Source organism: Rhodoferax sp. RT4P68 (genome assembly GCF_056521305.1).
In genome coordinates, this window is record NZ_JBWMBB010000003.1 from 549425 (window position 1) to 564317 (window position 14893).

Annotated in this window: 11 protein-coding genes and 1 tRNA gene; 4 read left to right on the forward strand and 8 right to left on the reverse strand. The window is 69.1% G+C overall.

Features of this window, described 5'->3' with window-relative positions; all coding sequences use genetic code 11:
- The first annotated feature begins 37 nt into the window (after positions 1-37).
- From thiD to AC099J_RS09040, 3 genes are all read left to right on the forward strand, one after another.
- Positions 38-979: a bifunctional hydroxymethylpyrimidine kinase/phosphomethylpyrimidine kinase gene (gene thiD / locus AC099J_RS09030; protein WP_479614898.1), complete on the forward strand. Its 942-nt coding sequence runs from the start codon at positions 38-40 to the stop codon at positions 977-979.
- Positions 980-1014: 35 nt separating this feature from the next.
- Positions 1015-2313, forward strand: a complete 1299-nt coding sequence (gene hemL / locus AC099J_RS09035; RefSeq protein ID WP_479614899.1) for a glutamate-1-semialdehyde 2,1-aminomutase — start codon at positions 1015-1017, stop codon at positions 2311-2313.
- Between the two features lie 97 nt (positions 2314-2410).
- Positions 2411-3148, forward strand: coding sequence for a glycine zipper 2TM domain-containing protein (locus tag AC099J_RS09040; protein WP_479614900.1), 738 nt, complete (start codon positions 2411-2413; stop codon positions 3146-3148).
- Between the two features lie 66 nt (positions 3149-3214).
- Here AC099J_RS09040 and purH read toward each other — a convergent pair whose 3' ends face one another.
- From purH to dusB, 3 genes are all read right to left on the reverse strand, one after another.
- Complete coding sequence (purH, locus tag AC099J_RS09045) at positions 3215-4819, reverse strand: bifunctional phosphoribosylaminoimidazolecarboxamide formyltransferase/IMP cyclohydrolase (protein ID WP_479614901.1); 1605 nt, start codon at positions 4817-4819, stop codon at positions 3215-3217.
- 77 nt (positions 4820-4896) lie between these two features.
- Positions 4897-5133, reverse strand: coding sequence for a Fis family transcriptional regulator (locus AC099J_RS09050; protein WP_479614902.1), 237 nt, complete (start codon positions 5131-5133; stop codon positions 4897-4899).
- Positions 5130-6167 (reverse strand): tRNA dihydrouridine synthase DusB, encoded by a 1038-nt coding sequence (gene dusB, locus AC099J_RS09055; protein ID WP_479614903.1) that lies wholly within the window; start codon positions 6165-6167, stop codon positions 5130-5132. Before dusB ends, AC099J_RS09050 begins: the two co-directional genes overlap by 4 nt.
- Positions 6168-6296: 129 nt before the next feature.
- On the opposite strand from dusB, the gene AC099J_RS09060 reads away from it, so the two are divergent.
- The gene (locus AC099J_RS09060) at positions 6297-6776 is read left to right on the forward strand and encodes a YqaA family protein (RefSeq protein WP_479614904.1); all 480 of its coding nucleotides are present in this window, start codon (positions 6297-6299) and stop codon (positions 6774-6776) included.
- A 108-nt stretch (positions 6777-6884) separates the two neighbouring features.
- Here the strand turns inward: AC099J_RS09060 and AC099J_RS09065 are convergent, their stop codons facing one another.
- The 5 genes from AC099J_RS09065 to AC099J_RS09085 form a co-directional block, all read right to left on the reverse strand.
- Positions 6885-7346, reverse strand: a complete 462-nt coding sequence (locus AC099J_RS09065) for a DUF2501 domain-containing protein (RefSeq protein WP_479614905.1) — start codon at positions 7344-7346, stop codon at positions 6885-6887.
- A 27-nt stretch (positions 7347-7373) separates the two neighbouring features.
- Positions 7374-7448 (reverse strand) — tRNA-Arg (locus AC099J_RS09070).
- Between the two features lie 25 nt (positions 7449-7473).
- Positions 7474-11667 carry a translocation/assembly module TamB domain-containing protein gene (locus tag AC099J_RS09075; protein ID WP_479614906.1) on the reverse strand — a complete coding sequence of 1398 codons (4194 nt, stop codon included), beginning with the start codon at positions 11665-11667 and terminating at the stop codon, positions 7474-7476.
- A 62-nt stretch (positions 11668-11729) separates the two neighbouring features.
- Complete coding sequence (locus AC099J_RS09080) at positions 11730-13676, reverse strand: autotransporter assembly complex protein TamA (protein ID WP_479614907.1); 1947 nt, start codon at positions 13674-13676, stop codon at positions 11730-11732.
- A 4-nt stretch (positions 13677-13680) separates the two neighbouring features.
- Positions 13681-14874, reverse strand: a complete 1194-nt coding sequence (locus tag AC099J_RS09085) for a vWA domain-containing protein (RefSeq protein WP_479614908.1) — start codon at positions 14872-14874, stop codon at positions 13681-13683.
- Between the last annotated feature and the right edge of the window lie 19 nt (positions 14875-14893).

Genomic DNA, 14893 nt, shown 5'->3' on the forward strand with positions numbered 1-14893 from the left:
GTTGAAATTCGAACCAGGTCTCGCCTGCACTCGCCTGATGACACAACCCCCTGACACCTCCATCGAAGACGCAGCACCAGCCACTGAAGACGATGCCGACGCCGGCCCGGCCTGTGTCATCGTCTTCAACGCCAACGACCCCAGCGGCGCGGGCGGGCTGAGCGCCGACGTCACCACGATCGCATCCGTCGGCGCCCACGCGTTGCCGGTGATGACCGGTGCCTATGCCCGCGACACGGCCGAGATCTTCGACCACTTCTGCCTGGACGAAGACGCCGTCGCCGAGCAGGCGCGCGCCGTGCTCGAGGACATGGCGGTGCAGGTCATCAAGGTCGGCTTTGTCGGCAGCGCCGAGAACATCAGCGTGATCGCCGAGCTGACCGCCGACTACGCCGATGTGCCGGTGATCGCCTACATGCCCAACCTGTCGTGGTGGGACGCGGACCAGATCGACGCGTACCTGGATGCCTTTCGTGAACTGATGCTGCCGCAGACCAAGGTGCTGGTCGGCAACCACAGCACCCTGTGGCGCTGGCTGCTGCCCGACTGGAGCAGCGAGCGCCCGCCCGCGCCGCGCGACATCGCCAAGGCGGCCGCCGACAAGGGCGCGCCCTACACGCTGGTGACCGGCATCCTGCTGCCCGACCAGCATGTCGATAACGTGCTGGCGTCGCCGCAGACGGTGCTGGCCAGCGCGCGGTTCGAGCTGTTCGAGGCGGTGTTCTCGGGTGCCGGCGACACCTTGTCGGCCGCGCTGGCGGCGCTGCTGGCCGGCGGCGAGGAACTGGGCGAGGCCGTGACCGAAGCGCTGACCTACCTGGACCACAGCCTGGACGGTGGCTTTCGCCCCGGCATGGGCCATGTGCTGCCCGACCGCATGTTCTGGGCCCAGCCCGAAGACGACGAAGACAGCGATGACCCCGAGGGCGGTGACGAATCCCGCGACATCGGCGGCATGCCCAGCCAGACCCGCCACTAGGAGCCCGGCCCACCGGCGCATCTGCAAAGGATTTCATGAACAACGAGCAACTGTTCGCGCGTGCCCAGCGCGTGATTCCCGGCGGCGTGAATTCGCCCGTCCGCGCGTTCCGCGCCGTCGGCGGCGTGCCGCGCTTCATCCAGCGTGCCCAGGGGCCACACTTCTGGGACGCCGAGGGCCAGCGCTACATCGACTACATCGGCTCGTGGGGGCCGATGATCCTGGGCCACGGCCACCCGGCCGTGGTCGCGGCGGTGCAGGAAGCCGTGGTCCAGGGCTTCTCGTTCGGTGCGCCGACCGAGCGCGAGATCGAGCTGGCCGAGGCCATCCTCGCGCTGGTGCCGTCGATGGACATGGTGCGCCTGGTCAGCTCGGGCACCGAGGCGGCCATGAGCGCGATCCGCCTGGCGCGCGGCGCCACCGGCCGCAAGAAGATCATCAAGTTCGAAGGCTGCTACCACGGCCATGCCGATGCGCTGCTGGTCAAGGCCGGCTCGGGCCTGGCCACCTTCGGCAATCCGACCAGCGCCGGCGTGCCGCCCGAGGTCGTGCAGCACACGCTGGTCCTCGAATACAACGACATCGCCGCGCTGGAGCAGGCCTTTGCCGAGCACGGCGCCGAGCTGGCCTGCCTGATGATCGAGCCGATCGCCGGCAACATGAACTTCGTGCGTGCCAGCGTCCCTTTCATGCGGCGCTGCCGCGAGCTGTGCACGCAGCACGGCGCGCTGCTGGTGTTCGACGAGGTCATGACCGGTTTTCGCGTGGCGCTGGGCGGCGCGCAGAGCGTCTATGCGCGTGACATCGCCGGCTTCGCGCCGGACATCACCGTCATGGGCAAGGTCATCGGTGGCGGCATGCCGCTGGCGGCCTTCGGCGGCAAGCGCGCGGTCATGGAACAACTGGCGCCGCTGGGGCCGGTCTACCAGGCGGGCACGCTGTCAGGCAACCCGGTGGCCACGGCCTGCGGACTGGCAACGCTGCGCGAGATCGCCAAGCCCGGCTTCTTCGAACAGCTGTCACAGCAGACCCGCACCCTCGTGGCCGGGCTGCAGCAGGCGGCCGATGCCGAGGGCGTGCCGTTCTGCGGCGATAGCGAGGGCGGCATGTTCGGCTTCTTCCTGCTGGGCACGCTGCCGCAGAATTACCGCGAGGTGATGCGCACCGAGGGCGCTCGCTTCAACCGCCTGTTCCACGGCCTGCTGTCGCGCGGCGTCTACATTGCCCCAGCGCTGTACGAGGCCGGCTTCGTCAGCTCGGCGCATGGCGAGGCCGACATTGCCGAAACGCTTGCCGCCGCGCGCGCAGTGTTCAAGGAACTCGCAACAGATTGATACAGGCCCCGGGTCCACACCGGGCTACCGTGGTGCGTTGCAAAGCCGGTGTAAAGGCCGCAACTTTTCCGGGGTCTTGGGGCTCCAAGGAATCACCATGAAACAACACCTTCTTTTGTGCGTCGCTGCCCTGGCTGGCACCGCCGTGTCGGCCCAGGAAATGGGCACTGTCCTTTCCGCCACGCCGGTGGTACAGCAGGTGGCGGTGCCGCGTTTGGTGTGCCAGGACCAGACCGTGGTCTCATCCGCTGCACCCAGCGGCGCCGGCGCCGTGATCGGCGCGATCGCCGGCGGTGTGCTGGGTAGTGCCTTCGGCGGTGGCAGCGGACAGGTGGCCGCCTCGGCCTTCGGTGCGCTGGGCGGCGCAGTGGTCGGCAACCAGATGGAAGGCTCATCGGGGCCGCGCTATCAGACGGTGCAGAACTGCAGCACGCAGACGTTCTACGAGAGCCGCACCGTGTCCTACAACGTGGTCTACGAATACGCCGGCCGCCAGTACACCTCGCAAATGGCCTACGACCCAGGGCCGACGATGCCGCTGCAGGTCAGCCCGCTCGGCAGCGCACCGCCGCCGCCGGTGCAGGCGCCTGCGCGCATCATCTCCGGCACCACGTATGTGCAGCCATACGCGCAGCCGTACGGGCAGCCTTACGGCGAGACGGTCACGGTGTTGCCGCCCACCACGGTGTACCGGGACGAACCGGTCTACGCCGGCCCTTCGATGTATGTGGCGCCCTTGGCCATCGGCCTTGGTTTGGGCGTGATTGCCGGGCGTGCGTGGGGCCCGCGCCATTTCCACGGGCCGCCGCGCGGTCATTACAGACACCGGCGCTGATCCGTCAGCCACAAAAAAGCCAGCCGCAACGGGCTGGCTTTTTTGTGGGCGCGCGGCTTGCCGCAGTCAGTGGCGGAAGTGGCGCACCCCGGTGAACACCATGGCCACGCCGCGCTCGTCGGCGGCGTCGATCACCTCCTGGTCGCGCATGCTGCCACCGGGCTGGATCACGCAGCTTGCACCGGCGTCCACCACCACATCCAGCCCGTCGCGGAATGGGAAAAACGCGTCGCTGGCGACCACCGTGCCGGCCAGGGACAGTTGGGCGTGTTCGGCCTTGATGCTGGCGATGCGGGCCGAGTCCAGCCGGCTCATCTGGCCCGCGCCAACGCCCATCGTCATGCCACCCTTGCAGAACACGATGGCGTTGCTCTTGACGTACTTGGCGACCTTCCACGCGAACAGCAGGTCTTGCAGTTCCTCGGGTGTCGGCTGCTTGTTGGTGACCACTTTCAGGTCGGCCAGCTGCAACTCGTGGTTGTCGGCGGTCTGGATCAACAGGCCCGAGCCGACGCGCTTGACGTCCATCGCGTTGCGGCCGTTGTCCCAGTCGGTGGCGCCACCGGCGGGCAAGGCGATCTGCAGCACGCGCACGTTCTGCTTGGCCTTGGTGGACTGGAACAGCGCCAGCGCTTCATCGCTGTAGCCCGGCGCCATCAGCACCTCGACAAACTGCTTGTGGACCTGCTGCGCCGTCGCCAGGTCGACCGGGCGGTTGAACGCGATGATGCCGCCGAAGGCCGAGGTCGGGTCGGTCTGGAAGGCCTTGCTGTAGGCCTGCAGCGCATCCGTGCCGATGGCCACGCCGCAGGGGTTGGCGTGCTTGACGATCACGCACGCCGGCGCGTCGAAGCTCTTCACGCATTCCCAGGCGGCATCGGCATCGGCAATGTTGTTGTAGGACAGCTCTTTGCCCTGCAGTTGCCGGGCCGACACCAGCGAGCCGGGGGCCGGGTACAGGTCGCGGTAGAAGGCGGCCTGCTGGTGCGGGTTCTCGCCGTAGCGCAGGTCCTGCAGCTTGATGAAGCGGCCGTTGCTCTGCGCCGGGAACAGCGCTCGCACGGGTGCGGGCTGGCCTGCGCTGGCCTCGAAATCGACCGCCGAGAGAAAGTCGCTGATGGCGCCGTCGTAGTCGGCGATGCGGTTGAACGCCGCCACCGACAGCGCGAAGCGCGTCTTGTCCGACAGCTTGCCGCCTGCAGCCTGCAACTCGGCCAGCACGGCGTCGTACTGGCTGGCGTCGGTCAGCACGGCCACGTCCCGCCAGTTCTTGGCGGCGCTGCGCACCATGGCCGGGCCACCGATGTCGATGTTCTCGATGGCGTCTTCCAGCGTGCAGCCGGCCTTGGCCACGGTAGCCTCGAACGGGTAGAGGTTGACCACCAGCAGATCGATGGTGTCGATGCCGTGCACGGCCAGTGCCTGCATGTGGGCCGGCAGCGCGCGCCGCGCCAGCAGGCCGCCGTGGATCTTGGGGTGCAGGGTTTTCACACGGCCGTCCAGCATCTCGGGAAAGCCGGTGTGGTCGGCCACCTCGGTCACCGGCAGGCCGGCGTCGGCCAGCAGCCTGGCGGTGCCGCCGGTGGACAGCAGCTTGACGCCCAGCGCGTGCAGGCCCTGGGCCAGCGCGAGCACGCCGGTCTTGTCGGAAACGGAGATCAATGCATTCATCGGATGGGACTCACGGAAAGGAAAAGGGGCAGTGCGGCAGGGCCGAGAGCGCCGCTGCAGATGGCGCCAGGAAGGGCTCAGTCGAGCAGCTTGTGGTCGACCAGCTTCTTGCGCAGGGTGTTGCGGTTCAGGCCCAGCCATTCGGCGGCGCGCGACTGGTTGTTCTCGGCATGCTGCATGACGACCTCGAGCATGGGCTTTTCGACGGCCCGGATCATCATCTCGTACACGCCGCCCGGCTCGATGCCGTGCAGGTCCTTGAAGTACGCCTCCAGGCTGGTCCGCACACATTCGTCAATACTTTTCTTGCTCACGCTGCGGTCTCCCAAGTCTTGTTGTGTTCCGCTTGTGCGGTGGGCATGCGGTCGTGCCGCATGCCCAGTTCGTCCATGAAGTCGGCCACAGCGGCCAGTTGCGCCAGCGGCTGCTCCAGCAGGTTCATGCGCTGGCGAAACGCCTCGCCCCCGGGCGCCGCGCGCAGGTACCAGCCGATGTGCTTGCGCGCCGAGCGCACGCCGGTGTAGTCGCCATACAGCGCGTAGTGTTCTTCCAGATGCGCCAGCAGCAGGCGCCGCACCTCGGCCACCAGCGGCGGCGCCAGGTGTTCGCCGGTTGCCAGGAAGTGCACGATCTCGCGAAAGATCCAGGGCCGGCCCTGGGCTGCGCGGCCGACCATCACGGCGTCGGCGCCGGTCGCGGCCAGCACCTCGCGGGCGCGCTCGGGCGTGGTGATGTCGCCGTTGGCCACCACCGGCACGCGCACCGCGGCCTTGACCGCGGCGATCGTGTCGTATTCGGCCTGGCCGCTGTAACCCTGTTCGCGCGTGCGGCCATGCACCGTCAGCATCTGCACGCCGGCGCTTTCGAAGGCGCGGGCCAGGGCCACGGCGTTGCGCTGCTCGGCGCACCAGCCGGTGCGCATCTTCAGCGTGACCGGCACGCCATGCGGCTGGGCAGCGGCCACCACGGCCTGGACGATGGCCAGTGCCAGCGCCTCGTTCTGCATCAGCGCCGAGCCTGCCCATTTGTTGCAGACCTTCTTGGCTGGGCAGCCCATGTTGATGTCGATGATCTGCGCGCCGCGCTCGATGTTGTAGGCGGTGGCTTCGGCCATCATGGCCGGCTCGGTGCCGGCGATCTGCACGGCGATCGGCGCCACCTCGCCGGTGTGGTCGGCGCGGCGCGAGGTCTTCAGCGAAGCCCACAGATCGCGCCGCGAGGTCACCATCTCGCTGACGGCATAGCCCGCGCCCAACTGCTTGCACAGCTGGCGGAACGGGCGGTCCGTCACGCCCGCCATAGGGGCGGCGAAGACGTTGTTCGCCAGGGCAAATGGGCCGATCTGCATGGAAAAGCGGGGGAGGGGGTGGCGGGCGCGGGGTGGGGGAGCGATTCTAGCTGCCTCATATTTCAGCAATTGAAATGGAGTGCAAGCGCGGCGTCTGCCTACAAAACGCCCCCCTATACTGGCGCGCCCATGGAAGCCTGGCTGAACCAACTCCTGACCGCGCTGGCCCTTCCGGAGTTCGGACTGAGCACGGTATTCGTGGTCTCGTTCATCTCTGCGACGCTGCTGCCGCTGGGCTCCGAGCCGGTGGTGTTCGGCCTGGTCAAGCTCAACCCCGAACTGTTCTGGCCTGCCATCGGCGTGGCCACGGTGGGCAACACGCTGGGCGGCGCGGTGGACTGGTGGATCGGCTACGGCGCGCACAAGGTGCATGACCGCTACCGGCATTCATCGACCCATCTGCGCGTGCTGGGCTGGTTGCAGCGGCTGGGCCCCAAGGCCTGCCTGCTGGCCTGGTTGCCGGCGGTGGGCGACCCGCTGTGCGCGGTGGCCGGGTGGTTGCGGCTGTCGTTCTGGCCGTGCCTGTTCTACATGGCCATCGGCAAGTTCCTGCGCTACCTGATGATGACGGGCGCGCTGGTCTGGGTGTTTCCGGGCGGCTGGCACTAGCGGCTCGCTTGGGCGGCTGGCGTTGGCCCAGGGTGGCTCGCGGCCGGGAAGGCCGAGCGTTCAACGTCACCGAGCCCAAGGCCAGAGGCCTGGCGCCTGCGTCTCAGTTCAGAGCAGCGATTTGGCGTTGTCCAGCACGTAGTCGCAGGCCTTTTCCTTCAGGCTGGACTGGACCTTCGACATGTCGAAGCTCTTGCCGTCGCCGCCTGAGAGCATGCCGGCAAGGCCGCTCTGGTAGCCCGGGTCCTTCTCTTCCTTGCCGCCCAGGCCGGCCTTGCGCAGCAGCGAATCCTTGATGCCGCTGGCGCCACCACCCAGGTACTTGTTCTTGATGCAGTACTGCACCACGCCGGCAGCGTTGCCGGCCGTGCTGCCGCTCATGCTGGGCATGCCCAAGCCGCCGAGCATGCCGGCAGCCGAGCCTGCGCTGCCGCCGCCGCTGCCACCCAGTTGCTCCTTGGCGGCGCCCTTGAGTCCATCCAGCAGTCCGGTGGCGTGGACCGAGGCACCGGTGCACAGCACGAGCGTGGCGGCAACGGCGATGGTGGGGAGGGAGAAGGATGAACGCATGGCAACTCCGGTGAGGTGGGTCGGGAGTGGTCCCCTCGACAGGAATCGAACCTGTATCTAGCGCTTAGGAGGCACTCGTTCTATCCATTGAACTACGAGGAGCTAGGCGAAGATTGTAGGGGGCCGTTCAGTCGTAGCTGAGCGTGTAAATCAGGTCCACGCCGCTCTGCGACCCGGCCTGCCCGCGCAGAGCGAGGTTGCGCGTCAGGTCGTAGAAGATGTAGAGCGTTCCCAGGCTGCCGGCCAGGCTGGCCTCGTAGCTGACGTAGATCTGGTCGGTCAGGCGCTTGCCCAGCGTGATGGCCGAGCCGCTGGCGTCCTCGCCCGAGCCCGGGCCCTTGAAGCCGATTTCGTCCAGCCCAAGGCGGGAGGCGAAATTGCCGCCGCCGCCCTTGGGGCCAAACCCGCCCAGCAGCGCCAGCGCTGCCTGCTGCATCACGGCCGCCTCGGCTCCGCCGCCGGCCGTGGAGCGGCCCAGCAGCATCCACGACAAGGTTTCCGCGTCGGTCAGCGTCGGGTCCGAATACAGCGCCACGCGCGGCGACTGCGCTGTGCCGGTGATGCGCACGCCGGCCTTCTGCGCCAGGTTCGGCCGCACGGCGAGGATGTCCAGCGCCGGGTTGGCCACCGGCCCGTTGAAGCTGGCCAGGCCGGACTCCACATCCAGCTGCTGGCCATAGGCGCGGTAGCGGCCCTGCACGGTGCGGATCTGCCCGGTCACGCGGGGCTCGCCGCCGGTCACAGCATTGCTGACGATCTGCAGCTGCCCGCCCAGACGAGTGACCAGCCCGTGGCCCTGCACCGCGAAGTCGTTGCCCATGTCGATGCTGACGGCGATGTCGGGCGTCTTGGCCGGCACGGCCTTGGCCGACTTTGCCGCGGCGGCATCGGCGCTGGCCTGTGCGCGCGCCTGTTTGGCGCGGGCTTCAGCGTCGATCGCGGCGGATCGGATGGTGACGTCCGTGCCCAGCGTGGGGGCGGTCTCGTCTGGCAGGATGATGACGCCGCGGTCGGCGGTGATGGCGCCGCCCACCGTGAGCTGGCCCTCTTCGAGCCGGGCCTGCAGATCACCCGAGACCGTGACCTGCCGGTCGCTGCGCACCAGCACCCGCAGCCGGCGCAGCTGCGCCTGCAGCGCCATGCGGATGGCCGAACGGTCGGCCGAGGCCTGGTCCCAGCGGATGTCGCCGGTCACGCGCAGCTCGCCGCCGTCGCGTGCAGCCTCGCTGCTGACGGTGCTGAGATTGCCACTCGGGCCGGCGATGCGGGCGCGGCTGGCACTGCCACCCTTCAGGCTCAGTTCTTCCAGTGTCAGCCGGTTGCCGGCCAGGCTGGCGCGCAGCCGGCCGTCACGCAGCTCGATGCCTTCCACGGCAGCGCGCACGGCCAGGCCATCGGCCGAGAGCGTGCCGTTCCATTGCGGCACGGCGCGCGTGCCCGCCAGCGTGGCGTTGGCGGCCAGCGTGCCGTCGATGCGCCAGGCCGGTGGCGCGAACATGGACCAGACGCCGATGTCGGGCAGGCGCGCCGCAATGACGCCTGACAGCGGCGCATCCTCGGCCCAGCTGAAGGCGCCGTCCTGCTGCACCACGCGCGAACGCACGTCGGCGCTGAGTTGGCCGGCGCGTTCGCTGTCCCAGTTGAGCTGTGCGCGCACCGCCAGGCCCTCGGCGCTGAGCACCAGCTCGGCGCGGCGGATGCCGGCCGGCGTGGCTGGTGCGTCGATCGTGCGAGCGCCGTCGTAGCGGGTTTCGCTGGCGGTGCCGGTGCCTTCGGTGTGGATGCGCCGCACCAGCGCGGCGTCGCCTGCGCGCACCTGCAGGTCGCCGCTGCGCCGTGCCAGCCGGACGTCGGCGCGCAGGGTGTCCAGGGCGTCGATGTCCCACGCGCCGTCGAACACCAGATCACCGCTGATGCCGGCGCGCTGCAGGGGACCGGGCTGGCCGGGTGCCGAGAGCGCCTCGGCCCAGGCCATGGGCAGGCCGAGCAGGCGGCCACGGCTGCGCAATTGGACGCGCGCCGGGGCTTGCGCGGTGGCGCCGGCGGTCTGCACCAGCAGCAGCGGCTCCCACTGCAGCTGCACGCTGCCGGCCACCGGGCCTTGCACGGTCGCGCTGCTGCCCGAGCTTTCGACCCGCCAGCCAGGTCCGGCGGTCTTGCGCACCGTGGCGTTCAGCGGCGCTTGCAGCTGCAATGCCCAGGGAGCGGGCGTCTTGGTACTGGCAGCGTTGGCCGGGGCAATCGTGGCGACAGAGGCGCGCAGGCTGGCCAGTGCCAGGCGCCACTGGTTGGGCCCGCTGATGCCGCCACTGGCGCGGGTGTTCAATGTCACGCGCTGCGTGCCGACCGTGGCGGTGCCGTCGACGTCCAGGGTGGCCTCGGCCGGGGTGCCGGCGAGCCGGGCTTTCAGGTCGCGCAGTTGCACGCGTGTCGCTGGCGGCGGCGGTGCGGCACTGGCAGGCGCAGCGGCGGTCACCGCAGCCGGCATCGTGGATGGCGCTGCCCCGGCTGTGGGAGCGGGCACAGCCGTCGCACCAGGTGCTGCAGGCACAGCCATCGCACCCGGTGCCGCAGCGGCTAGCGCTGCGGGCAACTGCAAATCGAGCCGGGGTGCGTCCAGCGCCATCTGCACAGCCAGGCCGCGCACGGGAGTGCCCGGGTCAGCCAGCTGTTGCTGCAGGCTGGCCCAACCGCCGTCATAGCGCAGGTCCAGCTTGGCGGCGCCGGCCATGCGGCTGCCGGCGAACACGTTGGCCAGGCCGGGCAGGCTGGCGACCCAGCGCTGCAAGGCAGCGGCGTCGCGCAGGTCGACCTGGGCCTGGGCCTTGCCTTGCTGCGGGGCGAGATTGCCGTCTACGTGCGCCGTGGCGCCGGGAACGGTCAGGTCCAGCCGACCGCTGCCGGCCTGGTTGGCAATCTGCGCCTGCACCTGGCCGGTGATGCGCGCCGGGCCGGCGTCGATGTGCAGGGTTCTCAGATCCAGCGCCTGCGTCGGCTGGTGCCACTGACCCTGCGCGCGCAGGGTGTCGACCCGCAGCCCGCCGAGCAGGGCTGCACCGGTGGCCGCGCCGCGCGGCGCCGGCGCAGCTTGCAGTGCAGCATCGAATGCAATGGTGTCTGCCTGCTGGCTGGCGCCAAGCGTGCCGCTGACGGGCGCAGCGTCCAGCGTGCTGAACAGCTGCGCCGGTCGCACGCCGCGCACCTTCGCCTCGACCTGCCAGGGCGCCGGTGCCGGGCTGTAGCGGCCCTGCAGCTGGATGTCACCCCCGCCCGCCTCGATGGTGCTGGCGGGGATGGTCCAGTCCTGCCCATCCAGCCGGGCGGTGGCGTCGATGCCGGCCAGTGGCAGGCGCTGCCGGTCCCAGGGGCCGGGCAGGGCGTTGCGGGCCTGCAGGCGCGCCTGCCAGGCGGTGGCGGCGCCGGCCTGCGCCGGTGGCACCGGGCCGGCGGCCACGGTGCCCGAGAGGTCGGTGCGCGGCAGGCCGGGCCAAAAGCGTGCGGCGTCGATGCGCGCGAACTCGCCCTGGGCACTGACGACCGGCTGCGGCTGCCAGGGCGCGATCACGGCGTCCAGCGTGGCACGCATGCCGTCGGCCGCCCCGTCCTTCGGTGCCACGCGGGCTGCCACCTTCAACCGGCCATCGGGCTGGGCCAGCGTGCCTTGCACATCGGCTTCGGCTTGCACCACCAGAGGCGCCACGCCTTCGGCCATCGGCGCGCTCACGGTGCCGCGCAGCGCGGCGGTGAGCGCCATGGGTGCGGCACCCTGCATCGTCAGCGTGCCTGCGTAGCGGCCGTCTGCCACCTCGACGCCGTCCAGCCGCAGCTGGTGTTCGCTGCCGGCGTAGCGGTAGTGGCCTGCTAGGCCACGCACGGTGAGCGGGCTCTCAGCTGCCCAGACGATCTCGCGCACGTCGAACGGCAGCTCGATGTCGATCGGCAATGTGACGCTCTGCAAGGGTTCGCCTGCGGGCGAGGCGGTCGGTGGGCCGGGCGTCAGCACCACGCGGTCGGCCTGGAACTGGTCGACCTGCAACCGCCGGTCGAGCAAGGGGCGCAGCTGCCAGCGCAACTGCAGGCCGCTCACTTCCACGCGCAGCGCCGGGCTTTCCCACCGCAGCCAGCCGAGCTGGCCGCCCGCGCGCAACGAGCCTGTGGCCTCGCGCACCTGCAGCGTCTGGCCGGCCGGCAGGTGGCGTGCGGCAAAGGCCAGCGTGGTCGGTAGCGATTGCGGCGTGCCGGCCCACCACCAGCCAGCGCCGGCAACTGCCAGAGCAGTGGCCACCAGACCGGCGCCCGTCCAGCCCAGCGCGCGCAGCACAGGGCGACGGCGGCGCGGTGCCGGCGACGCCAGCGGCGGGGTTGGTTCAGGTGCAGCCGCGTTCAAAACGTAAAGCCCAGGCGCACGTGCACGCGGACGCCGCCCTCGCCGAAGCCATGCGCCAGGTCGGCCTGCACCAGCCCGACAGGGCTATACCAGCGGACGCCGGCACCGGCGCCCACCTTGTTGTCGAATTCGCTGAACCGATCGGCCACGGCACCGGCGTCGACAAAGGCCACGGCTTCGAAATCGGTCAGGGCGCCGTTCCACACCACGGGGTGCTGCAGCTCCACGCTGCTGACCGCCACGTAGCGGCCGGCCACCGTGGTGTCGTTGGTGTAACCGGCGCCGATCTTGCGGTACCCGAAGCCGCGCACCGTGGTGTCGCCACCGGTCAGGAACAGCTGTGTGGCCGGGATCTGCGCCTGGTCATTGGCCACCACGGCACCGCCTTCAGCGCGCAGCTGCAGCCGCGCGCGCCGGGCGCGGGTGGCCGGGCCTTCGCCCGCGCGAACCTGGTAGAGCGGCACGAAGCCCAGCCAGCGCGCCACTGTGCGGCTGTAAGGGTAGTAGCCCCCCAGCAGCGTGGTGCCCAGGCCCACTTCCAGCTGCAGCCCTTGCCCGCGCCTGGGCCGCGTGTTGTTGTCGAAGTAGCGCCCGGTCCAGCCCCAGTTGGCGCTTACGGTGGAAGCCGGTGGCGGCGCATCGGTGCCGACGCTCTTGGCATAGTCGTACTGGCCGAACCAGCTGCGGTCGATATGGTCGGTGGACTTGCTGCGCCCGTAGCGCACGCTGCCGCTGGTCACGTCGAAGCTGCCCGACTGTTCACGCTGCACCAGGGCCGAGCCGAACCAGCGCCAGTAGCGCTCGTCCAGCAGGCCGCTGAGCGAGGTGCCGATCGACTGGTTCTTGCCATCCAGCGACAGCCGTGACACAGCGCGCCAGTCCAGCAGCGGAATCTTGTTGTGCGTGTGGTCGCCACTGATGCGCGGGCCACTGTCGGTGGTGTAGCCCACACCGAACACCAGCTTCTGCAAGGCCGCCTCGCGCACCTGGGCGATCACCGGCACGCTCGATGGGTCGGCGCCGTCGGTCTCCAAGGTCAGGAACACGGACTCGTAGAAGCCGCTCGCCGCCAGTCGCGCCTGGGTGTCCAGCAGCTTCTGCTGGTCGTATTCCTCGCCGGTCGGCAGCTGGGCGATGCGCACGCCGTTGACCGTGCTGTAGCGCTGGCCACCGCGTATTTGCAGCTGGCCGAAACGGTACGCGGGGCCGGAGTCGAAGCGCACGCCCAGGTCGGCCAGTTGCCGGTCGGCATCGACCTGCGCGCTGCTCTCGGCGATGCGGCCCAGGGGGTAGCGCCGCGCCGTCAGGCTGCGCGTGGCGTTCGTCTTGGCGCCATCCCATGCGGACTGGGTGAAGGTCTCGCCGCTGGCCAGCGACCAGTCGCGCTGCAGCGCGGCGCGGCGACGGCTGGCCTGCGGCGTGTCCTCGGTGATGGCACCTTCGAAATCGAGCTGGACCTTGCCGACACTCGTCAGCGGCCCAGGCGCGACCGTGATGACGATGGCATGGCCGGCGTCACGGTCCTGCGGCGTGTCCAGCAGTTCCAGCGTCAGCGTGGGAGTGAAGTGGCCCAGCGTGGCCAGCAACTGGCGCGCATTGGGCTCGGCGGCGGCCATCAGGCGAGACAGCTCGGGCACGGCCAGGTCGTCCAGCTTGCGGTAGCGCTGCAGGTCCAGATGGGTCTCGAGAAACTCGCGCGCGGGATTGGGGCCGCGCACCTCGATGGTGAAGGCATCGCGCTGGCCGCGGGCCGCGCCGGCTTCGCCATCGCGCGTCTCCTTGGCGGCCTCTTCGGTCTTCATCACCTGGGTGCCGTCGTCCGGCGTGCGGCTGGCCTCAGCGTCGGCAGGCCTCAGCAAGCCGCAGCCAGGGAGCACCAGCACCACCACCAATAAAAACGCCGGCCACCAGGCCGGCGCTCGCAACACGACCGCAACTGACATCAACTCATTTTGACAGCAGGCGCATTGCGTCCTCGAGCCCCTTCAACGTCAAGGGATACATGCGTTGGCTCATCAACTGCTGCACGACGCTGATGCTTTGCCGGTATTGCCACACGCCTTGCGGCTCCGGGTTGATCCAGGCGAACTTGGGAAACGCGTGCGTCAGCCGCTGCAGCCACTCGGCCCCAGGCTCTTCGTTGTTGTATTCGACGCTGCCGCCGGGCTGCAGGATTTCGTACGGGCTCATCGTCGCATCGCCGACGAAGATGAGTTTGTAGTCCTTGTTGTACTTGCGGATGATGTCCCAGGTCGCGAACTTCTCGGAGAAGCGGCGCCTGTTGTTCTTCCACATGAAGTCGTAGACGCAGTTGTGGAAGTAATAGAACTCCATGTGCTTGAACTCGGTCTTGGTGGCCGAGAACAGCTCCTCCACACGCGCGATGTGGTCGTCCATGGTGCCGCCCACGTCCATCAGCAGCAGCACCTTCACATTGTTGTGGCGCTCGGGCACCATCTTGATGTCCAGCCAGCCGGCGTTGGCTGCCGTGGCCCGGATGGTGTCGGGCAGGTCCAGCTCTTCCTCGTGGCCTTCGCGCGCGAACTTGCGCAGCCGGCGCAGTGCGATCTTGATGTTGCGTGTGCCCAGTTCCTGGCTGTCGTCGTAGTCCTTGTAGGCGCGCTGGTCCCACACCTTCACGGCGCTTCTGTTGCGCCCCTTTTCCTGGCCGATGCGGATGCCCTGCGGGTTGAAGCCGTTGGCGCCGAAGGGCGAGGTGCCGCCGGTGCCGATCCATTTGCTGCCACCTTCGTGACGCTCTTTCTGTTCCTCGAAGCGCTTCTTCAACGTCTCCATCAGCTCGTCCCAACCCATCTTCTCGATCTTGGCTTTTTCCTCCGGGGAGAGTTCGAGCTCGAGGTTTTTGCGCAGCCATTCGAGCGGCACGTCCTTGGTGAAGTCGGCCACCATTTCCACGCCTTTGAAGTAGGCGGCAAACGCACGGTCGAACTTGTCGTAGTGCTTCTCGTCCTTCACCAGCGTCGTGCGGCTGAGGTAGTAGAAGTCGTCGATGGCATAGCCGCCGTCGTCACTGGCCGGGCCCACCACGCCCTGCTTGAGCGCGTCCAGCAGCATCAGATATTCCTTGACCGAGACCGGCAGCTTGGCCGAACGCAAGGTGTAGAAGAAGTCGATCAACATGATGGGGCCCGGTGACGTC

What these genes read in the sequence shown, in the direction of transcription:
- thiD (WP_479614898.1), top strand. Translation starts at nt 38, where the DNA reads ATGACACAACCCCCTGACACCTCCATCGAAGACGCAGCACCAGCCACT.
- hemL (WP_479614899.1), top strand. Translation starts at nt 1,015, where the DNA reads ATGAACAACGAGCAACTGTTCGCGCGTGCCCAGCGCGTGATTCCCGGC.
- AC099J_RS09040 (WP_479614900.1), top strand. Translation starts at nt 2,411, where the DNA reads ATGAAACAACACCTTCTTTTGTGCGTCGCTGCCCTGGCTGGCACCGCC.
- purH (WP_479614901.1), bottom strand. Translation starts at nt 4,819, where the DNA reads ATGAATGCATTGATCTCCGTTTCCGACAAGACCGGCGTGCTCGCGCTG.
- dusB (WP_479614903.1), bottom strand. Translation starts at nt 6,167, where the DNA reads ATGCAGATCGGCCCATTTGCCCTGGCGAACAACGTCTTCGCCGCCCCT.
- AC099J_RS09060 (WP_479614904.1), top strand. Translation starts at nt 6,297, where the DNA reads ATGGAAGCCTGGCTGAACCAACTCCTGACCGCGCTGGCCCTTCCGGAG.
- AC099J_RS09065 (WP_479614905.1), bottom strand. Translation starts at nt 7,346, where the DNA reads ATGCGTTCATCCTTCTCCCTCCCCACCATCGCCGTTGCCGCCACGCTC.
- AC099J_RS09080 (WP_479614907.1), bottom strand. Translation starts at nt 13,676, where the DNA reads ATGTCAGTTGCGGTCGTGTTGCGAGCGCCGGCCTGGTGGCCGGCGTTT.
- AC099J_RS09085 (WP_479614908.1), bottom strand. Translation starts at nt 14,874, where the DNA reads ATGTTGATCGACTTCTTCTACACCTTGCGTTCGGCCAAGCTGCCGGTC.